Below are 22,634 nucleotides of genomic sequence, written 5' to 3' on the forward strand. Positions count from 1 at the left end.
GCGCACGGGAATGATGAAGCCCCTGTTCCGGACCCTTCGACGAGCTCAGGGACCGGAACAGGGGCTTCACCGTGGGGTCAGCGGTTCGCGATCCCGCGGATCGCCGGCGTGTGGAACGTCGCGCCGAACACGCGCTGGGAGGCGCCCTCGCGGTCGAGGTACGGCGAGGCGCCGCCGTCGATGAACGGCCAGCCCGCGCCGAGGATGAGGCACAGGTCGATGTCCTCGACCTCGGGCACCACGCCCTCGTCGAGCATGAGCCTGATCTCCTGCGCGAGGCCGTCCTGCACGCGGCGGAGGATCTCCGCGGCGGGCGTCGGGGCGGAACCCGCGGCCTGCTTCACGATCTTGTCCGCGGCCTTGGTGAATCCGGTGACCCGACCGCCCTTGTCCTTCTCGACGACCTCGGGCAGATCCGCCAGCGCGTGGAAGTTCTCGTTCGCGTAGAAGCGATCCGGGAACGCGTGCACCATGGTGTCCTGCACGTGCGCGGCGACCTTCCAACCGACCAGGTCGATGAGCTGGAACGGACCCATCGGCAGGCCGAGCGGAGCGAACGCCTTCTCCACCTCGGCGACCGGCGTGCCCTCGTAGACGGCGCGGGCCGCCTCGCCCATGACCTTGGCGAGGAGGCGGTTCACGACGAACCCGGGGGCGTCCGCCGTGAGCACGGCGTTCTTGCCGAGGCCCTTCGCGACCACGAACGCGGTCGACAGGGCCGCCTCGGTGGTCGTCGCCGTCTTCACGATCTCGATGAGCGGCATGACCGCGACCGGGTTGAAGAAGTGGAAGCCGACCAGGCGCTCGGGGTGCGCGAGCTTCGAGCCGATCTCCTCGACGGAGAGGGAGGAGGTGTTGGTCGCGAGGATCGCGTCCTCGGCGACGATCTGCTCGATCTCGCCGAACACGGCCTGCTTGACGCCGACCTCCTCGAAGACGGCCTCGATCACGAAGTCGCAGTCCGCATACAGGGACTTGTCGGTCGTGCCGGTGACCAGACCGCGCAGCTTGTTTGCGCTGTCCGCGTCGAGCCGGCCCTTCGCCTCGAGCTTGCCGATCTCCTCGTGGATGTAGGCGACGCCCTTGTCGACGCGCGCCTGGTCGAGGTCGGTGATGAGCACGGGCACCTGCAGCTTCCGCACGAAGAGCAGCGCGAACTGGCTCGCCATGAGGCCGGCCCCGATGATGCCGACCTTGGTGACCTTCTTGGCGAGGGCCTTGTCCGGGGCACCGACCGGGCGCTTGGCGCGCTTCTGCACGAGGTCGAAGGCGTACATCGACGCGGCGAACTGGTCGCCGGTGACGAGGTCGGCGAGCGCCTCGTCCTCGCGGGCGAAGCCCTCTTCACGGGTGCCGCTCTTCGCCTTGTCGAGCAGGTCGAGGGCGACGTACGGCGAGCGCGGGACGGTGCCGATCTTCGACTCGAGCATGCCGCGGGCCATCTTGATGGCGATCGGCCACTTGGTGAGGCGCTCGATCTTGCCCGGCTCGTTCTTGCGCTCGACCTTCTTGCCGCCGAGCACCGCGTCGGCCCAGCGCAGCGAGTCCTCCAGGAAGTTCGCGGCCGGGAAGATCGCGTCCATCATGCCGAGCTCGAACGCCTGCTGCGGCTTGAGCATGCGGTTCTGCTTGAGCGGGTTCGAGATGACGACCTCGAGCGCGTTCTCGATGCCGATGAGGTTCGGCAGCAGGTAGGCGCCACCCCAGCCCGGGATGATCCCGAGGAACACCTCGGGCAGCGCGAGGGCCGCCGCCGAGGCGTCGACCGTGCGGTAGGTCGAGTTCAGCGCGATCTCGACGCCGCCGCCGAGGGCGAGTCCGTTGACGAACGCGAACGACGGCACGCCCAGGGCGCTGAGGGATCCCAGCACCTTGTGACCGAGCTGTGCGATGAGACGCGCGTTGTCGCGGGATCCGACGCGGCTGATGTCGGAGAGATCGGCGCCGGCCGCGAGGATGTACTGCTTGCCCGTGATGCCCACCGCGTGGATCTCACCGGCTGCGGCGCGCGCCTTGAGGCCGGCGAGCGTCTCGCCGAGCTCCGTGAGCGTCGCGGGGCCGAGCGTGTTGGGACGGGTGTGGTCCCGGCCGTTGTCGAGCGTGACGAGGGCCAGCACCTTGCCGGAGGGCAGGCGCACGTCGCGCACGGGGGAGTGCGTGACGACCTCGCCCTCGGTGAGGGCCATGATGGGCGAGAAGTCGATTGCGTCGTAGTTCGTCATTCCTGCACTCACTTCCGCTTCTTGCCGTCGAAGTAGGGGTTCTCCCAGATGACCGAGCCGCCCTGACCGAGGCCCACGCACATCGCGGTGAGCCCGTAGCGGACATCGGGACGCTCGGCGAACTGCGCCGCGAGCTGGATCATCAGGCGCACGCCGCTCGCCGCCAGCGGGTGGCCGACGGCGATCGCGCCGCCCCACGCGTTGACGCGGGGGTCGTCGTCCGCGATGCCGAAGTGGTCGAGCAGGGAGATGACCTGAATCGCGAACGCCTCGTTGAGCTCGAAGAGGCCGATGTCGGAGATGTCGAGACCGGCCTTCTTGAGAGCCTTCTCCGTGGACGGGATCGGGCCGATGCCCATGATCTCCGGCTGCACGCCGGCGAACGCGAACGACACCATGCGCATCTTGGGGGCGAGGCCCAGCTCCTTGACCGCGCCGCCGCCGGCGAGCAGCGACATCGTCGCACCGTCGGTGAGCGGCGAGGACGTGCCGGCCGTGACGCGGCCGTGCGGGCGGAACGGGGTCTTCAGCGCCGCCAGATCCTCCATCGTGGTCTGCGGGCGACGGCCCTCGTCCTCGGTGGCGAGGCCCCAGGCGCCGTCGGCGCCCTTGATCGCGACGGGGACGAGGTCGGGCTGGATCTTGCCCGCGTCGTAGGCGGCCTGCACCTTGTGCTGGCTCAGCATGCCGAAGCGGTCGGAGCGCTCCTTGGTGAGGTGCGGGAAGCGGTCGAAGATGCGCTCCGCGGTGACGCCCATGTTCAGGGCGCCGGGGTCGACCATCTTCTCCGCGACGAAGCGCGGGTTGGGGTCGGCGTTGCCGCCGATGGGGTGGTGGCCCATGTGCTCGACGCCGCCGGCGAGGGCGAGGTCGTACATGCCGACGCCGATCGACGCGCCCATCGTGGTGACGCTCGTCATGGCGCCGGCGCACATGCGCTCGACCGCCAGGCCGGGCACGGTCTGCGGGAGACCGGCGAGGATCGCGACCGAGCGGCCGAGGGTGAGACCCTGGTCGCCCGTCTGCGACGTCGCCGCGATGGCGACGTCGTCGATCCGGTCCAGCGGGACGTTCGCGTTCCGCTCCATCAGGCCGATCGTGGCCTTCACGGCCAGGTCGTCCGCGCGGGTGTTCCAGTACATGCCCTTCTCGCCGGCGCGCCCGAAGGGGGTGCGCACTCCATCGACGAAGAAGACGTCCGAGATCTCGGCCACTCTGCCTCCAATGTCCGGTCCGCAGCGCGGACAGGGCCTCCAAAATCCGGACCGCTGCGCGGAACGGATGGTCGCCGGCCCGCAACTGCGCGCCGGACTTACAGTTTCGCACGTTCCGAGGAACGCAGTCCCCGAATTCGTGAGACCGAGTGTCAGCTCGGTCGGTACGCCTCGGGGTGTTCCCTCAGCCTAGGAGCGGTGGGGGATCCGTGGAGGAATCGGTTGGGCTGAACCTACGAAGCGGTTCCGGGCGCCTCGTCCGCCGTTTGCGCGGCTTCCACAAAAGCATCCGCGATCCGCTGTGCGGTTTCCTCAATCTGCCAGCTCCGCGCATCGCGCGCGGCGAGCGCGGATCCGATCGTCGCGGCGTTGATCTCGGCCGGCGGCTCCCAGGCGATCCGGCGCAAGGTGTCGGGGGTGAGCAGGTTCTCGGTGGGCATCCCGAGCTCTTCGGCATGCGCTTCGACGACCGCCTTGGCGGCCTTGAGGCGCGCGTCCGCCTCGGGGTTGCGATCGGCCCAGGCACGAGGCGGCGGGGGCGCGTCGCTGGGCACGCGCTCGCGCGGCGGGTCGGTGCGCTCGCGGCCCCGCTCGATCGCGGCCCACCAGCGGTCCAGCTGGCTGCGGCTCGCGCGCCCGGTGAAGGCCGAGACGGCGGCGAGCGCGCCCTTGTTCTGCGGATTGGCCTGCACGGCGGCGATGAGGGCGCGATCCGGCACGAGACGACCGGGGGAGACATCCGACTCGCGGGCGAACTCCTCGCGGGCCTCCCACAGCTCTCGGGCGACCGCCAGGTTCTTCGCACCACGCACCTGGTGCAGACCGCTCAGGCGACGCCACGGCTCCTCGCGCGGAGGCTTGGGCAGGCGGACGCGTGTCGCTTCGAACTCCTCAGCGGCGAACGCCGTCTTGTGGGCGGTCTCGAGCTCGGCGGCGATGAAGTCGCGCACATCGACCAGATGCAGGACGTCGAGCTCGGCGTACTCGAGCCAGGCGTTCGGAAGCGGACGGGTCGACCAGTCCGCGGCGGAGTGCTCCTTGGCCAGGACGATGCCGAGGGCGCGCTCGACGACCGCGGCGAGGCCCACGCGCTCATAGCCGAGCAGACGCGCCGCGAGCTCGGTGTCGAAGACGTGCGCGGGGTCGAGACCCAGCTCGTGCAGCGACGGCAGGTCCTGGCTCGCGGCGTGGAACACCCACTCCTCGGCGCCGATCGCCTCCTGCAACGGGAGGAAGGAGCTGATCGAGATCGGATCGAACAGGAACGCGCCGGCATCGCGACGGAAGGCCTGGACGAGATAGGCGCGCTGCGAGTAGCGGAAGCTGGAGGCGCGCTCCACGTCGACGGCGACGGGGCCGTGCCCGACGGCGAGCGTCTCGGCCGCTGCGGCGAAGTCCTTGTCGTTGTCGATGACGACGTAGTCAGTCACGGATCGTTCTCCTGGCGCCGAACACGGCGATGTCCTCTGAGCCCGGCGGCAGTCCCGCCAGCATTCCGACCAGTTCCGCCCATGCCTCGGCATGCGGGGCGAGGGGGCCGGTCGGCGACCACGACGCGCGGAGTTCGATCTGCGCGCCGTCCCCTTCCGCCGCGAGGCCCCCGAATCCCTTGGACAGGGTCTTGGTCGAGGTGCCGGATGCGGAGTGATGCGTCGCGCCGCGCGAGCCGAGCGCGTCGATCAGCCAAGACCACGCTACATCCGCCAGCAGCGGATCGGTGCCGATCTCGGGTTCGAGCGGAGCCTGCGCGAAGGCGACGATCCGCCAGGGTCCGCCCCAGGCGTCCGGCTCGGTGGGATCGTGCAGGAGAACGAATCGTCCCGTGCCGTACAGCGAGTCGCCGTTCGCGTCGGGGCGCACGTCGGCCGCGAGGGCCAGAGCATCGGGGGCGAGGCCGGTCGGCGCGGGAATCTCGCGCACGACGATGTCGTCACGGAATCGCAGCGCCCGCAGCTGCTCGGCGGCGTGCGCGAAGACGCCGTCGGGTCCGGGATGAGCGCTCACGCGGACAGACTAGAGTCAGGAGGCGATGAAGAGTCTCAGGCACGCCGCGACGATCGGCGCGATCGCGCTGGCAGGCGCCGCGGCTCTCGGCGCGGCGATCGGCGGAGCCCTCGTCCTGCGCATCGCGCGCGAGGTCGTCACTCCGGCGCCCCGCAAGAACGACACCGACGTTCTGGCCGTCGACACGGGGGCGCAGACGATCGAGCTCTCGCGCACCGCGGACACCGAGCTCCCCGGGCGCTACGGTCTGTACGTCGACGGCACCCCCGGGTACGTGAAGCTCGGCGCGGTGCTGCATGCGGATGCGCAGCGCGTGCGTCGCAAGCTCCTCACCCAGATCGAACCCGGTGCGGAGATCGCCCGCAGAGCGGCCTTCAGCGGCTACTACTACCTGGCGCCGGGGGAGCTGCACCTGCCCTATGAGTCGGTGCTGATCGGGACGCCGGCCGGCCCTTGCCCGGCATGGCTGTTCCCGGCGGAGTCGACCACCTGGGTGATCCAGGTGCACGGCCGAGGCGCGACCCGTTCCGAGTGCCTGCGTGCGGTGCCCGTGCTGCACGCTGCGGGGTTGCCCGTACTCGTCGCCTCGTATCGCAACGACGGGGAGGGGCCGCGCACGCGCCCGGGATCCTATGGACTGGGCGCGACGGAATGGCGCGACATCGACACCGCGATCGCCTACGCGCTGCGTCACGGCGCGGAGCGGATCCTGCTCATGGGCTGGTCGATGGGCGGCGCGATCGCGCTGCAGACGCTGGTGACCTCGGATCACGGCGGTGCGGTCGTCGGCATGATCCTGGACTCTCCGGTCGTGGACTGGCGCACGGTGCTCCGCTACCAGGCGAAGGCGATGAAGCTGCCGGATCCGCTCCCGCAGCTCGCGATGGACGCCCTGGAGCAGCCCTGGTCGGCACGCCTCAGCGGCGCGGACCAGGCGATCCCGTTCGACGCGCTGGACATGGTCGCCCGCGCGGCTGAGCTGGATGTGCCGATCCTGCTGCTGCACAGCGACGACGACGGCTTCGTGCCCTCCGACGCCTCCCATGCGCTGGCCGCGGCGCGTCCGGATCTGGTGACCATGCCGCCGTTCACCGGCGCGCGCCACACGAAGCTCTGGAACTACGACCAGAACCGCTGGACGGACGCGATCACCGACTGGCTCGGAGAGAACGGGTTCGCGGACTGACAGCGAGACTCCACCTGGGCGACGAGACTTCGCTCCGGCGGTGCTGTCTCGTCGCGGAGATGGAGTCTCGCGGTCAGGCGCCCGGGTCAGCCTGCGGTGAGGCGGGCGCGCACCTGGCGCTTGGCGCGCATGAGCATGCCGGTCATGCCGGAGATGCGCAGCGGTGAGACGACCCTGGTCAGTCCGATCGACTGGGGGAAGTCGTCGGGGATCGCCAGCACGGCCTCCGGGCTGAGACCCGCGATGCCCTGCGCCAGGATGCTCGCGAAGCCGCGAGTGGTGGGCGCCTCGGCGGGCGCGGTGGCGTGCATCGTCACCGCACCGTCGGCCAGCTCGAGGTAGATGTAGACGGGCGACTGGCACTCGGCCACGCGCTCGGTCATCTCGGGGTGCGCGGCGACCTCGTCCGAGACCGCGGGGAGCTCGTTCGAGAACTCGAGGAGGAGCTGCAGCCGGTCGGTCTCGGGGAGCTCGAGGAACTCGTCCCTGATCTCGGCGAGGGAGTCGGGGAGGACGAAGGCGGGGGTGTCGGACATCCCCGCCATTCTCCCACGTCAGAGCGTCCCGGGCTCCTCGCCCGTGACGATCGGGACGCGCACGGCGCTGCCCCACTCGGTCCAGGATCCGTCGTAGTTGCGCACGTTCTCGAAGCCGAGCAGGTGCTTCAGCACGAACCAGGTGTGGGCGGAGCGCTCGCCGATGCGGCAGTACGCCACGACGTCGTCGCCGGCTCTGAGGCCCGCGCCGTCGAGGTAGATCGTCTCCAGTTCGGTGCGGGGCCTGAACCCGCCGTCCTCGGCGACCGCCTTGGCCCAGGGCACGTTCTGGGCCGTGGGGATGTGCCCGGCGCGCAGCGCGCCCTCCTCGGGGTAGGCGGGCGCCGAGGTGCGCGAGCCGTTGTACTCCTCGGGCGAGCGCACGTCGATGAGCGGGTTGCCGAGATGCGCGAGCACGTCGTCCTTGTACGCGCGGAGCACCGAGTCGTCCCGCTCGACGACCGGGTACGCGGTCGCGGCGCGCTCGGGAAGCGCCGTCGTGATCTCGCGGCCCTCGGAGATCCAGCGGTCGCGCCCGCCGTCGAGCAGGCGCACGTCCTCGTGTCCGAAGAGCGAGAACACCCAGAGCGCGTATGCGGCCCACCAGTTGTTCTTGTCGCCGTAGATGACGACCGTGTCGTCGCGGGAGATGCCCTTGCGGCCGAGGAGCGCAGAGAAGCCCGCGCCGTCCACGTAGTCGCGCACGACCGGTTCGTTGAGCTCGGTGTGCCAGTCGACCTTCACGGCGCCGGGGATGTGCCCCGTCTCGTAGAGCAGCACGTCCTCGTCGGACTCCACCACCACCAGGCCGGGTTCGCCCAGGTGCGCGGCGAGCCAGTCGGTGCTGACGAGCCGTCCGGGCTCGGCGTACTCGGCGAACGATGCGGACGTGGTGTCGAACTCGACGGTCACAGGGGGCTCCCTCGGAAGTGGTGATGCAGGGCGACGATGTCCGTGAACGGCCCTTCGCGCGCGGTGACGCGCGGTGAAACCGGTGACGGCGACGGCGTAGGGTTGATCCGTCTCTTCGACACTAGAACCCCGTGCGCCCCTGCGCACCCGCAGGGTAAGACTTCGACACAGGATCCGCATGACCGATCAGGCCGCCACCTCCGGCGTCGTCCACCTCATCGACCGCCAGCCGCAGATGACCGGCACCGAACTGCTGACGGGGCTCGTGCCGCCGCCGCAGTTCGACGGGGCGACGTTCGACAGCTACCGCTCCGACGCGGCCTACCCCTCCCAGGAGGAGGCCAAGCAGCACCTCATGGCATTCGCCACCGGTGCCCAGGAGGTCAAGCGCGGCGGTCTGTTCCGGCGGGCGCCGAAGGTTCCGCAGGCGAAGCCCGGCGTCTACCTCGACGGCGGCTTCGGTGTCGGCAAGACCCACCTCCTGGCGTCGATCTATCACGCGATGCCCGCCCGGCGGAAGTACTTCGGATCCTTCATCGAGTACACCGCGCTCGTCGGCGCGCTCGGCTACCGCAACACCGTCGACCTGCTCCGCGGATCCGATCTGCTCTGCATCGACGAGTTCGAGCTCGACGATCCGGGCGACACCATGGTCATGACGCGGCTGCTCGGCGAGCTCGTCGGCGGCGGCACGAAGCTCGCGGCGACGTCCAACACCCCGCCGAACGCCCTCGGCGAGGGCCGGTTCGCCGCGCAGGACTTCCTCCGGGAGATCCACGCGATGTCCGACAGCTTCGAGACGATCCGCATCGACGGCGTGGACTTCCGTCAGCGGGCGCTCGACGGGCACGCCCTCGCGCTCTCCGGCGAGGACTACGCCGCCCAGGTCGCTGCGCTGAGCGCGCGGCATCGCGTCTCGGACGACGCCTTCGACGACATCGTGAAGCACCTCGCGCAGGTGCACCCCTCGCGCTACATCCGCCTCATCGCGGGCGTGGAGGCGCTGGGGATCCGCGATGTGCGCCAGCTCACCGACCAGTCGGAGGCGCTGCGGTTCGTCGCCTTCGTCGACCGCGCGTACGACGCGCAGATCCCGGTGCTCGCGACGGGCCGTCCCCTCGACGAGGTCTTCAGCGAGGAGATGCTCGGCGGCGGCTACCGCAAGAAGTACTTGCGCGCGATCTCCCGTCTGAACGCCCTCTCGCACGCAGAGCGCCCGGCGGCGGCCTGACCGCCGCCTGCGAAACACGCTGTTCACACAGCGGCGGATCCTGTAACACCGCCGCAACATCCGCCTCGTTCCCGCGAAACACGGCGCCGCCACACTGAAACGCACGACGCGATCAGGTGGAGGCGCACAGCATGGAAGCAACAGGGAACATCTCCTGGGGAGTGACGGCGACGGCGCTGGTGCTGCTCATGACGCCGGGGGTGGCGTTCTTCTACGGCGGTCTCGTCAAGGCCAAGAGCGTCGTCAGCATGATGATGATGAGCTTCGGCGCCATCGGGCTCGTGGCCGTGCTGTGGATCCTCTTCGGCTCGTCGATGGCGAGCGTGTCCTCGCCCACCCAGTTCGCGGGCGACCCGTTCGCCGACTTCGGTCTCGCATCGCTCGCGAGCGGCAAGGGATCCAACGTGGCGCTGCTCACGGTCGGCTACGGGGCGACGTTTGCGATCATCACGGTCGCCCTCATCTCCGGCGCCATCGCGGACCGGGCGAAGTTCGGTCCGTGGCTGATCTTCGTGGGGGTCTTCGCGACCGTCGGCTACTTCCCGATCGCCGCCTGGGTCTGGGGTGGCGGGTGGATCATGCACCTGGGCGCCATGCTGTTCGGCGCGGACAGCGGTATCGAGTTCATCGACTACGCGGGTGGCACGGCCGTCCACATCAACGCGGGTGCCGCCGCCTTCGCCCTGGCGCTCGTGCTCGGCAAGCGGATCGGATTCCAGAAGGGGATCCAGAAGCCGCACAACGTGCCGCTCACGCTCCTGGGCGCCGCGCTGCTGTGGTTCGGCTGGTTCGGCTTCAACGCCGGCGCGCAGTGGACGACGAAGGGGATGGACGGCGTCGGCCTCATCACGATCAACACCTTCGGCGCGGCGGCCGCGGGCATCCTCGGCTGGATCCTCGTGGAGCGGATCCGCGGAGGCAAGGCCACCTCGATCGGCGCGGCCAGCGGCGCGGTCGCCGGCCTCGTCGCGATCACCCCCGCGTGCGCCAACCTGACGCCCGGCTGGGCGCTGCTGCTGGGCGCCCTGACCGGCGCGGTGTGCGCCCTGGCGGTCGAGCTGAAGTTCCGTCTCGGCTTCGACGACTCTCTCGACGTGGTCGGCCTGCACCTGGTCGGCGGCTTCATCGGCACGATCTACCTCGGGTTCTTCGCCACCGGACAGGGCCTGTTCACGGGCGGCGACATCCGGCTGCTCGTGGTGCAGGTGCTGGCGTCGGGTGGCGTGCTGATCTACTCCTTCGTCGTGGCGCTGGTGATCGGCCTGGCCATCGAGAAGACCATCGGATTCCGTGTCACCAGCGAGGACGAGATCGCCGGCGTCGACCTCGTGGTGCACGGCGAGGAGGGCTACGCGCTCACCTCCTGAGACCCGCGGGGATGCGGGACAGGCGCGGATAGGGTGTCGTTGTGACCACCAATGGCAACGGCATCCTGTCCGCGCTCCTCTCCGCCGTCACGGCGATCGCGAAGGCCTTCACGAGCTCGTCCTCCCGTGCCGGGGCGCCGCAGGGGAGCAAAGGCGGCGCGGGAGCGCGGCCGTCTGCCGGGACGGCGACGCTCGAGCCGACGCCGGGCCACGGCGGAGCCACCGAGACGATCGAGCTGGATCCCCGCTCGGTCCGCGCGCTGCGGGTCTCGTACGCGCCGCACCGAGATGGCGCACCCGATGCGGGCGAGATCGTCTGGACCTGGGTGCCCTACGCGGAGAGGGACGGACGGGGCAAGGACCGGCCCGTGCTCGTGATCGGGACGCAGTCGGCGGACCGGGTGTACGCGGTCAAGCTCACCAGCAAGTCGCACGACGGCGACCGCGACTTCCTCTCGCTCGGATCCGGCCCCTGGGACGGCCAGGGCCGAGAGAGCTGGGTCGACGTCGACCAGCTCTACAGCGTGCACGTCTCGGGCGTGCGGCGCGAGGCGGCCGCCCTGGACCGCGACCGCTTCGAGCGCGTGGCGAGCGTGCTGGAGCGCCGGTTCGGGTGGACCGCGGCGGCGTGATCACGGCCTGAGAACGGCTTGGACACTTGCCGCCGCCCCCTCGACCCACGAGCGCACGGCTAGTTGCCGAGTGCACGGCCTGTTGGCGTGCAGAACCCGTGCACTCGCCAGGATCCCGTGCATCCGAGCTCGGGATTGCGGATCGACACCGCGATTCAGCGCCGACCCGGAGTTCCGCCCCGCAGTACGAGCACGGTCGTCACGGCGAGGACGACGATCCCGACCGACTCCACGACGACCGTCTGGGGCACGAGGGTGAACGTCCACACCTCGGTGATCCCGAACAGTCCGACCGTGAGCGCGAGCAGGAGCGCCCCGAGCGTCGCGATCAGGAACAGCAGCGACAGCACGGTCGCCGACTGCAGGAGCCTGCCGCGGAGCGCGGCCATCCCGATCGCGAGCACCAGCGCTGCGACGGCGTTGAGCACGAACAGCACGCCGAGGACCCCGCCGACGCCGTCGAACACGAGGAAGAGGTGGATCCCGCCGGTCGCGAGGAGGAGAAGCGTGCTGAGGATCCGCATGACCCGCAGCGCCGGGGTGGTGGTCGACGTCATCGTGCTACCTGCTTCCGTCTCGAGCCGAGGCCTTCTGGGGTGACACGAGGTGCGCGTCGCTGCGGTTCATCCGCGCCGTCCAGAGGACGTCGCGCCCGAACGACTCGAGCAGCAGCAGAAGCGCGCCCGCCGCGGCGATGACGGCGAGGACCGGGGGCAGCACCTGCGCGGCGATCACGGCGAGCACGATGCCGCAGATCGCGGCGACGACCTTGCGCCAGTACCGGTACGGCAAGGCGCGCCCCAGGAACGGCAGCACCCGCGCGGCGGCGACGAACGCGTAGCGCATGAGACCGATCGCGAGCACCCAGCCGCCCACGAATCTCACGTCGTACACGCTCAGCACGAGCAGCAGGAACGCGTCGACCTCCATGTCGAAGCGGGCGCCGAGCTCGCTCACCGTGCCGGTGCGGCGGGCGACGAAGCCGTCCACGCCGTCGAGGGCGAGCGCGACGGCGACGATCGCCACGAGGAGCACGGAGGAGATGCCGGCCGTGAACGAGGTCACGACGAGACCCGTGGCGACTCCGACGAGCATCGACCGGGTGGAGGTGACCGCGTTGGCGGCGCCGAAGCGCGTGCTGCCGCGGCGCCGGAGCCCGCGCGAGACCAACGCGGAGGACACGATCAGATAGCCGAGCGCCGCCGCCCATCCCGCGGGGGACAGCGGCGTCGAGGCGCCGACCGCCAGCAGCACCAGGACTCCTGCGGCCACCCAGAACCAGGGCGTGAGCTGAACCTTTCGCATCCGGCCTCCGTGTTACTTTCATGGTAGTCATGGGTGACACGACGCAGCGGGCGGTCGAGGTTCACGCGGATCGCTCGAAGTCGGCGACCGCGTGGTGGACCACGGGCCATGGTCTCGGCGAGTTCCGGACGGAACCGGTGCGGATTCCCGGTCCGGGAGAGGCCGTCGTGCGCACCCTCTGGACGGGGATCAGCCGCGGCACGGAGTCGCTCGTCGTCCGCGGCATGGTCCCGCGATCCGAGCACGAGCGGATGAGGGCGCCCTTCCAGGACGGCGACTTCCCGTTCCCGGTGAAGTACGGCTATCTCAACGTCGGCGTGGTCGAGGAGGGCCCCGCAGCCCTGCGCGGACGGACGATGTTCGCCCTTCTCCCGCACCAGTCGCGCAGCGTCGCGCCGGTGGAGGCGCTCGTGCCCGTCCCGTCCGGAGTGCCGGCGCGGCGGGCGGTGCTCGCCGGTTCGGTCGAGACCGCGGTGAACGTGCTCTGGGACGCGGCGCCCGCGATCGGCGACCGCGTGCTCATCGTCGGAGCCGGGACGATCGGCTGCGCGCTGGCGCGGCTGGCGTGCGGAATCCCCGGGGCCGAGGTCACCGTGGCCGACGTCGACCAGGGGAAGCAGCGGGTCGTGGAGGCGCTCGGGGCGCGGTTCGCGCCCGCCACGGATCCGCCCGGCGAGGCGGACGTGGTGATCGAGGCCAGCGGATCCGGCGCCGGACTGCAGCGCGCACTGCGGAGCGCTCCCGAGGACGGCGAGATCGTGGTGGCGAGCTGGTACGGCGCCGGCCCTGTGCCGCTCGAGCTCGGCGCGGACTTCCACTCGCGCCGGTTGCGCCTCAGGTCGAGTCAGGTCGGTGCCGTCGCCGCGAGCCATCGAGCGCGGTGGATGACACGGGACCGGCTGAGCCTCGCGCTCCGGCTTCTGGAGGACCCGGCGTTCGACCTGCTGCTCGGCGCGACCGCCTCCTGGCGCCGCCTGCCCGAGGTGACCGCGGGTCTCGCCGAGGGCACCGCAGGGGAACTCTGCCAGACGATCGATTGGAGCACGCGATGATCTTCGCCGTGACCGTCCGCGACCACCTGATGATCGCCCACAGCCTCCGCGGAGAGGTCTTCGGCCCCGCCCAGCGCCTGCACGGCGCGACCTATGTCGTCGACGCCTCGTTCCGCGCCTCGGAGCTCGATCCCCACGGCATCGTCGTGGACATCGGACGGGCGTCGGAGGCGCTGCGTGAGATCGTCGGCGCCCTGTCCTACCGCAACCTCGATGACGAGCCCGACCTCGAGGGCCTCAACACCACGACCGAACGGCTGTGCCAGCTCATCGGCGACCGGCTCGTCGAGCGGGTGCGCGACGGCGGCCTCGGCGATGCGCGGCTGACGGGCATCGCCGTCACCCTGCACGAGTCGCACATCGCCTGGGCGTCCTACGAGGTGATGATGTGACCGGCCGTCCGCTCACCTTCCTCGTCCCGGAGGGGATCGACGACCCCTCCAGGGTGAGCGGCGGGAACGTGTACGACCGCCGTGTGCGCGACGGGCTCGGCTCCCGCGGATGGCGGGTCACGACCGTCGAGGCGAGGGACGCCGGGCGTGCGGCGGCGGTACTGCGCGAGGCGCCGGGCGGAACGACCGTCCTCGTGGACGGCCTCGTCGCGCTCTGGGCGCCGGAGGCGATCGCCGAGGTCGCGGCGCGGGCGCGGACGGTGATCCTCGCGCACATGGTCGCAGCGGCGTTCCCGGATGCAACGGCGCCGACCGTGGACGCCGAGCGTCGGGCGCTGACCGCCGCGGACCACGTCGTCGTGACGAGCCGATGGACCGTGGACGAGCTCCGCCGTCGCGGGCTGGCGGAGCCCGGGCGCGTGACGGTCGCGTCGCCCGGGGTCGATGTGCCGGCGGCGGAGCCGTCGTCGGAGACGAGGGAGGAGCCGCCGCGGCTCGATCTCCTCTGCGTCGGCGTCGTGGCGCCGCACAAGGGACAGGATGTGCTGCTCGCCGCACTCGACCGGCTGCGGGGACGCGGCTGGACATGCCGGATCGTCGGCTCGTCCCGGCCGTTCGGCGCCTTCGCCTCCTCGGTGTCGCGCGACGCGCAGCGGTTCTCCGGCCGCGTGCTGCTCACCGGCGTCCTCGACGGTCCCGAGCTCGCGAAGGAGTATCGTCGCAGTGCGCTGCTCGTGGCGCCGTCGCGCGTGGAGAGTTCCGGCATGGCGATCGCCGAGGCGCGCGGCCACGGTGTCCCGGTGCTGGCCGCGGAGGTGGGCGGCATTCCCGACACGGTGGCAGGAGGAGGGGCCGTCCTCGTGCCGCCCGACGATCCCGTCGCCCTGGCCGCCGCCCTCGACGCCTGGATGATGGATCCGGCCCTGCGCCGGCGGCTGCGTGCCGAGGCCCGCGCGGCGCGCGCCGGCCTTCCGACCTGGGCCGGCACGGTGGCCGCCGTGGCCGGCGCACTGGAGGCGTCATGAGCTCCCTCTCGACGGCCACGCCGTCGTGGCTCGCGCTGCGGGCCTCCGCAGACGACGCCGCGCGCTCGACGGAGCTCGCCGTCCGGCTCGTGCGTCTGCTGCCGCCCGGCCCGGTCGTGCTGCACGAGCTCGGCACCGGCACCGGCGGCATGACGCGATGGCTCGCGCCACGGCTGCCCGGCCCGCAGGAGTGGGTGCTGCGCGACGGGGATCCCGCGATCCTCGACCACCTCGACGTCCAGGAGGTCGTCGATGACGCGGGGCGGCCGATCCGTGCCACCGTGGTGGTCGAGGCCCTGGAGACGCTGGACATCCGGGCTTTCGACGGCGCATCCGCCGTGACGACCTCCGCGCTGCTCGACGTGGTCACCCGCGAGGAGGCGGTGCGCATCGTGCGCGCGTGCGCCGAGGGCGGAGCGCCTGCGCTGTTCAGCCTGTCGGTGACGGGGGCGGTGGTCCTCGATCCCGCCGATGCGCTCGACGCGGCGATCGGGGAGGCCTTCAACGCACATCAACGGCGGGACGCCGCAGGGCGGAGGCTCCTGGGCCCCGACGCGGTCCCGGTCCTCTCGCAACTGTTCTCCGACGCAGGGTGGCGCGTGCGGAAGGCCCCGGCGCCGTGGCATCTCGGCCCGGCGGACGCGCTTCTGATCGCCGCGTGGCTGGACGGCTGGGTCGGTGCAGCCGTCGAGCAGCGTCCTGAGCTCGCGGAAGACGCCCGGGCATACCTCGCGCGCAGAGCCGACCAGCTCGCCCGGCGGATGCTGCGCGTGACGGTCTCGCACCAGGATGTGCTCGCATGGCCGCGGTGAGCCCTGCCCCCGACGGCATCGCCGCATACCCAGCGGTCGCCGCGGAGCCGCGACGCGTCCGCCCGGGGATCCGTCTCGCCCTGCGCGTCGGAGGCGGGATCGCGATCCTCCTGATCACCGCGCTGGCGGTCGGCTTCGGCCCCTTCGTACGAGGGCTCTCGGCCGTCTCGCCGTGGTCCGTGCTGGCGGCGCTCGCGCTGGCGGTGGTCGCGACATCGGCTGCCGCCTGGCGCTGGAGGGTGATCGCGCACGGGTACGGACTGGATCTGAGCCGGCGCGCGGCGTTCGCGGCCTACTACCGTTCGCAGTTCCTCAACGCGGTGCTGCCGGCCGGCGTTCTCGGCGACGTGCATCGCGCCTGGGCGCACGGCCGCGATCAGGCCCGCGTGGGCGTCGCGGCGCGCGCGGTGGTCGTGGAGCGGATCCTGGGGCAGCTCGTCCAGATCGCGCTGACGCTCGCGGTGCTGCTGCCGCTGGGCTTCGGGTCCTCGCTCGTGCCGCTCGCGTGGTGTGCGGGGGCGATCGCGGTCGTGGCCGCCGTGGCGGCGGCCGCCGCGCTCCTGCCAGGGCGGCGACCGATGCTGCGGCGGGAATGGATCCTGCTGCGCCCGGTGCTGACCCGTCCCGCGGCGCTGTCGGCGATCGTCCTGGCTTCGGTCGTGGTGGTGGCCTCGCACGTCGCGCTGTTCGTCGTGGCATCCATCGCGGTCGGCCTGCCGTTCGACGGCGGGATCGCTGCGGTCGGACTCGTCGTGCTCGGGGCGTCCGCGATCCCCCTCAACGTCGGGGGCTGGGGGCCGCGCGAAGCGGCCGCCGGAGCCGCCTTCGCACTCGTCGGCCTCGGCGCATCCGCGGGCGTCGCCGCCTCGACGGCGTTCGGCGTGCTGGCGCTCGTCGGCGTCGCACCCGGGGCTGTCGTGCTGCTCCTCGAACGGAGGAGCAGATCATGAGCGAGCGCCCCTACGTGACCCTCAGCTGTGCGATGTCGATCGACGGATACCTCGACGGCTCGGCCCCGCGTCGCCTGGCGATGTCCAACGAGGCCGACTTCGATCGTGTCGACGAGGTGCGCTCCCGCCATGACGCGATCATGGTGGGAGCGTCGACGGTGCGCCGGGACGACCCCAGGCTGCTCGTACGCGATGCCGCGCGGCGTGCGCGTCGGCTGTCCTCGGGGTGCGCCGTGTCGCCGTTGAAGGTGACGGTGACGGCATCGGGCGAGCTCTCGCCGGATGCCGCGTTCTTCACCGCGGGCGACGTGCCGCGTCTCGTGTACACCCCGTCCGAGGGAGAGCGCGGACTGCGCGCACGGCTCGGCGACCGGGCGACGGTGGTCGGACTCGGCCCGCGGGTCACGATGGCCGCCCTGCTCGACGACCTCGGCGAGCGTCGCGCGGTCCGCCGGCTCATGGTCGAGGGAGGCGGGACCGTGCTGACGCAGTTCCTGCAGGCCGACCTCGCCGACGAGCTGCAGCTCGTGATCGCGCCGTTCTTCGTCGGAGAGCAAGGAGCGCCTCGGGCCGCTGCTCCCGGGCGATACCCGTGGACGGCCTCCCGTCGCGCACGCCTGGCCGAGACCCGGCAGATCGGCGATGTGGTGCTGTTGCGCTATGCGCTGTCGGACCGCTGCGACGTCCAGCCGGATCCCGGCGTCCCCAGCGGCGGGGAGGACGTGACGGACACGTCAGAGTGGCCATGAGCACGTCCCTCGGAAGCCGGATCGCACCGGGATCGCGCCTCGCCCCGTCCTCCCGGCGGGGGAGCGGCTTCGCGGCGATCGCCGCCGCGACCTTCGTGCTCGTCGTCCTCCCGCTCGCCCCCGGGCTGCTGGCACCGACCACGTCAGGGGCCGGGGTTCCCGGTCTCATCGGCATCCCCGTCGAGTCCCTCCTGATCGTGCTGCTGCTCGTGATCGTGCCGTGGCGGGTGGCGCGCGGCGTCCTCGCCGGGCTCTTCGGCGTGTTCGTCGCGGCGGCCCTCGTCCTCGCCGGTATCGACCGCGGCTTCCGGGCGACCGTCGGCACCCCGTTCGCCGTCGTGGACTGGCCGCAGCTCGGTTCCGCGTACGGGGTCGTCGTCGATGCGGTGGGCGTCTTCCTCGCCGAGCTGATCCTCCTCGGCCTCCTGTGCGCGTTCGTCGCGAGTGCGGCACTGCCGGCCTGGGCGGCGCTGCGCGTCGCAGACGTGGTGCGCAGCCGGGCTGCGGGGCGAGGCGTGATCGCAGGGCTCGCGGTCGTGTGGCTCGTCGCGGGGGTCCTGGCGCCGCTGCCGGCCGACGCCCCGCTCGCCGCCGCCGCATCGGTCGGCGCCGTCGAGACGGCCGTGTCGCGCACCGAGAGCGTGCTCGCGGAACAGGCCGCGGTCGCGCGCGCGATCGCGGAGGATCCGTTCGCAGGCACGCCATCCGCTCGCCTTCTCGCGGGGCTCCGCGGCAAGGACGTCGTCATCGCGTTCGTCGAGAGCTACGGCCGGGTCGCGCTCGAGGGGCAGGGGATCGCCGAAGGCGTGACGGAGACGCTCCGTGCCGGGGGCGCCTCCCTCGCCGCCGAAGGATACGCCGCGCGCAGCGCCTGGCTCACGTCGCCGACCTACGGCGGACTCAGCTGGCTCGCGCACGGGACGCTGCAGACCGGTGTGTGGACGCCCACGCAGTCGGCATACGACCAGCTCGTCGCGAGCGACCGCCTCTCGCTGAGCAGGGCCTTCGGCGAGGCCGGGTGGCGGACGGTGTCGGATGTCCCCTCGGACTCCGAGTCCTGGAGCGTCGGCACCTCCTTCTATCACTACGACTCCCTGCTCGACGCCCGGGATGTCGGCTATCGCGGCCCCGGCTTCGGATACGCCAGGATCCCGGACCAGTACACGCTCAAGCACTTCGCCGACACCGAGCTCACAGGACCGCATGACCCCGTCATGGCGGAGATCGACCTGGTCTCCTCGCACACCCCGTGGGCGCCGCTGCCGCAGCTCGTGCCCTGGGAGCAGATCGGCGACGGCTCGGTCTACGACCCGCAGCCCGGGCAGAGCGAGTCCGCCGGCACCGTCTGGCAGAGCGCCAAGACGGTGCAGCGCTTCTACGGTCGGTCGGTGCAGTACTCGCTCGGCTCCCTCTTCTCGTTCCTGGAGAACGTCGACGATCCGAACCTCGTCGTGATCGTCCTCGGCGACCATCAGCCCGCCGCGATCGTGAGCGGCGACGGAGCCTCCCACGATGTGCCGATCAGCGTCATCGCGCGCGATCCGGCGGTGTTCACCGCGATCGACGACTGGGGGTGGTCGCCGGGCCTGCGCCCGGGCGGCGCGTCCCCGGTGTGGCGCATGGACGCCTTCCGGGATCGCCTGTTCAGCGCGTTCCGTGCGAAGCCCTGAACCGGGCGGGGGAGCGGACACGTAGGCTGAGGGCGTGGCGAAGAGCATCCTCATCACGTCCATCGAAGGCCACTCCGGCAAGTCGTTGATCGCGCTGGGCGTCATCGACGCGCTGAGCAGGGCCACCGCCCGGGTGGGCGTGTTCCGTCCCGTCACTCGCTCGAGCGACGGCACGGACGACGTGCTGGAGATGCTTCTCAGCCGCACCGAGGTCGGACTCGAAGCGGCCGAGTGCATCGGCGTCGGCTACGACGAGCTCCACGCCGACCCCGATGCGGCGCTCGGGAGGATCCTGCAGCGCTATCGGGCCGTCGAGGCGCAGTGCGACGCCGTCGTGATCCTCGGCAGCGACTACACGGATGTGGCGGCCCCCGCGGAACTCGGGGTCAATGCGCGGATCGCGGCGAACCTCGGGGCGCCCGTCCTGCTCGTGCTCGGCGGCCGCGACACCGCCGGTCACGGCGAGCGCCTCGGCGCCACCGGCGCGCGCACACCCGCACAGCTGGGTCAGCTCGCCCGGCTCGGCATGGCCGAGCTGGCGCAGGAGCGGGCCGTGCTGTCCGCGATCGTCGTCAACCGCGCCGATGCCGCGCAGCGGGAGCAGATCACCACGGCGGTCTCGGCGGTGGTGGGAGAGCGGCCGCTGGCCGCTGACGACGCCGCTGACGTGCCGGTCTGGGTGATCCCGGAGGACCGTTCGCTCGTGGCCCCTTCGGTGCGCGGCGTGCGGACAGCGCTGGAGGGACGGATGGTCCGCGGCGACGAGGAGCTCCTGGACCGCGAGGTGCTCGACGTCGTGATCGCGGGGATGTCGATGGTGAACGTCCTGCCGCGGCTGATCGAATCCTCCGTGGTCGTGGTGCCGGCGGATCGTGAAGAGGTGCTGCTCGCCACGCTGCTGGCGCAGGCCGCGGGAACCTTCCCGTCGATCGCCGCGATCGTGCTGAACGGGCCGTTCGCGCTGCCGGAGCCGATCGAGCGGCTCCTCGACGGGCTGGGCCCGCGGGTGCCCATCATCGCGACCGACCACGGCACCTACGACACGACCGTGCGCATCATGAACGCCCCCGGCCGCCTCTCCGTGGACGCGCCGCACAGGGTGGGCCGCGCTCTCGCGCTCTTCGAGCAGAACGTGGATGTTCCGGACCTCATCGTGCGGCTGGGCGTCGCGCGATCCGACGTCGTGACGCCCCTGATGTTCCAGTACGAGCTGTTCGACCGGGCACGCACCGAGCGCCGGACGATCGTGCTCCCCGAGGGCGGGGACGACCGCGTCCTGCGCGCCGCGGCTGCGGTCCTCGCCGGCGGGATCGCGGATCTCGTGATCCTCGGCGAAGAAGCCGCCGTGCGGGCTCGAGCCCGGGAGCTCGGGGTCGACCTGGACGCGGCGCGCATCGTGTCGCCCACGGATCCCGTCCTCGTGCCGCGCTTCGCGGAGGAGTATGCGCGACTGCGCGCGCACAAGGGCGTCACGATCGCGCAGGCGGCCGATACGGTGACCGACGTCTCCTACTTCGGCACGCTCATGGTGCACCTCGGTCTCGCCGACGGCATGGTGTCCGGCGCCGCGCACACGACCGCGCATACGATCCGTCCCGCATTCGAGATCATCAAGACCCGGCCCGGGGTCTCGGTGGTCTCCTCGGTCTTCCTGATGGCCCTCGCCGACCGGGTCCTCGTGTACGGCGACTGCGCGGTGATCCCGGATCCGACCAGCGCGCAGCTCGCCGACATCGCGATCTCCTCCGCCGCGACGGCGACCGCGTTCGGCATCGATCCGCGCGTGGCGATGCTCTCGTATTCGACCGGGGACTCCGGATCCGGCGCCGAGGTGGAGAAGGTGCGCGCGGCGACCGAGCTGGTGCGCGAGCGCGCGCCGGAGCTTCCGGTGGAGGGGCCGATCCAGTACGACGCCGCCGCCGATGCCGCGGTCGCCCGGGCGAAGCTTCCCGGCTCCTCGGTGGCAGGGCGAGCGACCGTGTTCGTGTTCCCGGACCTGAACACCGGCAACAACACGTACAAGGCCGTGCAGCGCTCCGCCGGCGCGGTGGCCATGGGGCCGGTGCTGCAGGGGCTCAACAAGCCGATCAACGACCTGTCCCGGGGTGCTCTTGTCGAGGACATCGTCAACACGATCGCGATCACCGCGATCCAGGCGCAGCAGGGGAGCGCATCATGAGCATCGTCCTGGTCATCAACAGCGGATCGTCCTCGTTCAAGTACCAGCTCATCGATGTCGACGGCGGGGTCTCGCTCGCCTCGGGACTCGTCGAGCGCATCGGACAGCCCGAAGGCCGCGCGGTGCACGTCGATGCCCAGGGCCACGAGACCGAGCGGACCCTGCCGATCCCCGACCACACGGCCGGCTTCCAGGTGATGCTGGACGCGTTCGAGGCGCACGGGCCTTCGCTCGCACAGTTCCCGCCCGCCGCGCTCGGCCACAGGGTGGTGCACGGCGGCGCGCGCTTCTTCGAGCCGACGCTGATCACGCCACTGGTCGAGATCAACATCGATGAGCTGTCGGCACTCGCGCCGCTGCACAACCCCGGAGCGCTGCAGGGCATCCGCGCCGCGAAGGCCGCCTTCCCGGACGTGCCTCACGTCGCCGTGTTCGACACGGCGTTCCACCAGACCCTCGCTCCCGCGGCGTACACCTATGCGATCGACCGGGAGCTGGCAGAGGCGCATCGGATCCGCCGGTACGGATTCCACGGAACCTCGCACAAGTACGTCTCCGAGGCGGCCGCGGCCTTCGTCGGCGGCGAGCGGGAGGACCTGCGGCAGATCGTCTTCCACCTCGGCAACGGCGCCTCGGTGACCGCCGTGCGCGGCGGGCGCTCGGTGGAGACGTCGATGGGGATGACGCCTCTCGAGGGTCTCGTGATGGGCACGCGCTCCGGCGACATCGACCCGGCCGTGCTGTTCGCCCTGGCCCGCCGGGCGGACCTGACGATCCACGATCTCGACGAGCTGCTGAACACCCGCAGCGGACTCAAGGGGCTCGCGGGCGTCTCGGACATGCGCGATGTCCTCGCGCGGGCCGCCGCGGGGGACGAGGCCGCAGCCCTCGCCTTCGACGTCTACATCCACCGCCTGCGCGCGTACGCCGGCGCCTACCTCGCCCAGCTCGGCGGCGTCGACGTGATCTCGTTCACGGCCGGCGTGGGGGAGAACAACGCGCTCGTGCGGCGGGAGGCGATGGCGACGCTCGGATTCGCGGGCGTCGAGCTCGATGCGGTGCGGAACGAAGCGCCGGGCTCGGGGATCCGCGTCATCTCGGCGGACGCGTCCCGGGTGACGGTGCTGGTGGTGCCGACGAACGAGGAACTCGAGATCGCTCGGCAGACGGTGCAGATCCTGCCCTGATCCGTCGTA

21 protein-coding genes are annotated in these 22,634 nt (G+C 71.4%); 13 read left to right on the plus strand and 8 right to left on the minus strand.

Annotated elements, in window-relative coordinates; all coding sequences use genetic code 11:
* Window positions 1-77 precede the first annotated feature (77 nt).
* The 4 genes from ACIPY5_RS01225 to ACIPY5_RS01240 all read right to left on the minus strand — a co-directional run bounded on the left by ACIPY5_RS01225 (window position 78) and on the right by ACIPY5_RS01240 (window position 5,440).
* A complete protein-coding gene (locus ACIPY5_RS01225; protein WP_400968431.1) occupies window positions 78-2,222 on the minus strand; it encodes a 3-hydroxyacyl-CoA dehydrogenase NAD-binding domain-containing protein in 2,145 nt (714 codons plus the stop codon).
* Window positions 2,223-2,230: 8 nt separating this feature from the next.
* Window positions 2,231-3,436, minus strand: coding sequence for a thiolase family protein (locus ACIPY5_RS01230; RefSeq protein WP_309341625.1), 1,206 nt, complete (start codon window positions 3,434-3,436; stop codon window positions 2,231-2,233).
* A gap of 233 nt (window positions 3,437-3,669) precedes the next feature.
* On the minus strand, window positions 3,670-4,866 hold the full coding sequence (locus ACIPY5_RS01235; RefSeq protein WP_400965725.1) for a ribonuclease D: 1,197 nt from the start codon (window positions 4,864-4,866) through the stop codon (window positions 3,670-3,672).
* Entirely contained in the window at window positions 4,859-5,440 is a 582-nt protein-coding gene (locus ACIPY5_RS01240; protein WP_400965728.1) for a DUF3000 domain-containing protein, read from the minus strand. Before ACIPY5_RS01240 ends, ACIPY5_RS01235 begins: the two co-directional genes overlap by 8 nt.
* A 25-nt stretch (window positions 5,441-5,465) precedes the next feature.
* On the opposite strand from ACIPY5_RS01240, the gene ACIPY5_RS01245 reads away from it, so the two are divergent.
* Window positions 5,466-6,626, plus strand: a complete 1,161-nt coding sequence (locus ACIPY5_RS01245) for an alpha/beta hydrolase (RefSeq protein ID WP_400965730.1) — start codon at window positions 5,466-5,468, stop codon at window positions 6,624-6,626.
* Between the two features lie 86 nt (window positions 6,627-6,712).
* Here ACIPY5_RS01245 and ACIPY5_RS01250 read toward each other — a convergent pair whose 3' ends face one another.
* Window positions 6,713-7,162: a SufE family protein gene (locus ACIPY5_RS01250; RefSeq protein WP_400965732.1), complete on the minus strand. Its 450-nt coding sequence runs from the start codon at window positions 7,160-7,162 to the stop codon at window positions 6,713-6,715.
* Between the two features lie 18 nt (window positions 7,163-7,180).
* The gene (locus ACIPY5_RS01255) at window positions 7,181-8,074 is read right to left on the minus strand and encodes a sulfurtransferase (protein WP_400965735.1); all 894 of its coding nucleotides are present in this window, start codon (window positions 8,072-8,074) and stop codon (window positions 7,181-7,183) included.
* A 178-nt stretch (window positions 8,075-8,252) separates the two neighbouring features.
* Here ACIPY5_RS01255 and zapE point away from each other — a divergent pair, with 178 nt between their 5' ends.
* The 3 genes from zapE (at window position 8,253) to ACIPY5_RS01270 (ending at window position 11,304) form a co-directional block, all read left to right on the plus strand.
* Window positions 8,253-9,305 carry a cell division protein ZapE gene (zapE, locus tag ACIPY5_RS01260; RefSeq protein WP_400965738.1) on the plus strand — a complete coding sequence of 351 codons (1,053 nt, stop codon included), beginning with the start codon at window positions 8,253-8,255 and terminating at the stop codon, window positions 9,303-9,305.
* A gap of 131 nt (window positions 9,306-9,436) precedes the next feature.
* The gene (locus ACIPY5_RS01265; protein WP_309341632.1) at window positions 9,437-10,672 is read left to right on the plus strand and encodes an ammonium transporter; all 1,236 of its coding nucleotides are present in this window, start codon (window positions 9,437-9,439) and stop codon (window positions 10,670-10,672) included.
* A gap of 41 nt (window positions 10,673-10,713) precedes the next feature.
* The gene (locus ACIPY5_RS01270; protein ID WP_400965741.1) at window positions 10,714-11,304 is read left to right on the plus strand and encodes a type II toxin-antitoxin system PemK/MazF family toxin; all 591 of its coding nucleotides are present in this window, start codon (window positions 10,714-10,716) and stop codon (window positions 11,302-11,304) included.
* A gap of 155 nt (window positions 11,305-11,459) precedes the next feature.
* Here ACIPY5_RS01270 and ACIPY5_RS01275 read toward each other — a convergent pair whose 3' ends face one another.
* Complete coding sequence (locus ACIPY5_RS01275; RefSeq protein ID WP_400965744.1) at window positions 11,460-11,861, minus strand: hypothetical protein; 402 nt, start codon at window positions 11,859-11,861, stop codon at window positions 11,460-11,462.
* Window positions 11,862-11,865: 4 nt separating this feature from the next.
* Window positions 11,866-12,609, minus strand: coding sequence for a CDP-alcohol phosphatidyltransferase family protein (locus tag ACIPY5_RS01280; RefSeq protein ID WP_400965747.1), 744 nt, complete (start codon window positions 12,607-12,609; stop codon window positions 11,866-11,868).
* Window positions 12,610-12,638: 29 nt separating this feature from the next.
* Here ACIPY5_RS01280 and ACIPY5_RS01285 point away from each other — a divergent pair, with 29 nt between their 5' ends.
* The 9 genes from ACIPY5_RS01285 to ACIPY5_RS01325 are packed head-to-tail and all read left to right on the plus strand — an operon-like array spanning window position 12,639 to window position 22,625.
* On the plus strand, window positions 12,639-13,661 hold the full coding sequence (locus ACIPY5_RS01285) for a zinc-binding alcohol dehydrogenase (protein WP_400965750.1): 1,023 nt from the start codon (window positions 12,639-12,641) through the stop codon (window positions 13,659-13,661).
* On the plus strand, window positions 13,658-14,053 hold the full coding sequence (locus tag ACIPY5_RS01290) for a 6-pyruvoyl trahydropterin synthase family protein (protein WP_400965753.1): 396 nt from the start codon (window positions 13,658-13,660) through the stop codon (window positions 14,051-14,053). The genes ACIPY5_RS01285 and ACIPY5_RS01290 overlap by 4 nt, the downstream gene beginning before the upstream one ends.
* Window positions 14,050-15,078, plus strand: coding sequence for a glycosyltransferase family 4 protein (locus tag ACIPY5_RS01295; protein ID WP_400965756.1), 1,029 nt, complete (start codon window positions 14,050-14,052; stop codon window positions 15,076-15,078). Before ACIPY5_RS01290 ends, ACIPY5_RS01295 begins: the two co-directional genes overlap by 4 nt.
* Window positions 15,075-15,890, plus strand: a complete 816-nt coding sequence (locus ACIPY5_RS01300; RefSeq protein WP_400965759.1) for an SAM-dependent methyltransferase — start codon at window positions 15,075-15,077, stop codon at window positions 15,888-15,890. Before ACIPY5_RS01295 ends, ACIPY5_RS01300 begins: the two co-directional genes overlap by 4 nt.
* Entirely contained in the window at window positions 15,878-16,840 is a 963-nt protein-coding gene (locus ACIPY5_RS01305; protein ID WP_400965762.1) for a lysylphosphatidylglycerol synthase transmembrane domain-containing protein, read from the plus strand. The genes ACIPY5_RS01300 and ACIPY5_RS01305 overlap by 13 nt, the downstream gene beginning before the upstream one ends.
* On the plus strand, window positions 16,837-17,589 hold the full coding sequence (locus tag ACIPY5_RS01310) for a RibD family protein (RefSeq protein ID WP_400965765.1): 753 nt from the start codon (window positions 16,837-16,839) through the stop codon (window positions 17,587-17,589). The genes ACIPY5_RS01305 and ACIPY5_RS01310 overlap by 4 nt, the downstream gene beginning before the upstream one ends.
* Window positions 17,586-19,259, plus strand: coding sequence for a CDP-alcohol phosphatidyltransferase (locus ACIPY5_RS01315; protein WP_400965767.1), 1,674 nt, complete (start codon window positions 17,586-17,588; stop codon window positions 19,257-19,259). Before ACIPY5_RS01310 ends, ACIPY5_RS01315 begins: the two co-directional genes overlap by 4 nt.
* 34 nt (window positions 19,260-19,293) lie before the next feature.
* Window positions 19,294-21,438, plus strand: a complete 2,145-nt coding sequence (gene pta / locus ACIPY5_RS01320; protein ID WP_400965770.1) for a phosphate acetyltransferase — start codon at window positions 19,294-19,296, stop codon at window positions 21,436-21,438.
* Window positions 21,435-22,625, plus strand: coding sequence for an acetate/propionate family kinase (locus ACIPY5_RS01325; protein WP_400965773.1), 1,191 nt, complete (start codon window positions 21,435-21,437; stop codon window positions 22,623-22,625). The genes pta and ACIPY5_RS01325 overlap by 4 nt, the downstream gene beginning before the upstream one ends.
* Window positions 22,626-22,634 lie beyond the last annotated feature (9 nt).

This window comes from Microbacterium sp. NPDC089698 (assembly GCF_044749045.1).
Taxonomy (GTDB): domain Bacteria; phylum Actinomycetota; class Actinomycetes; order Actinomycetales; family Microbacteriaceae; genus Microbacterium.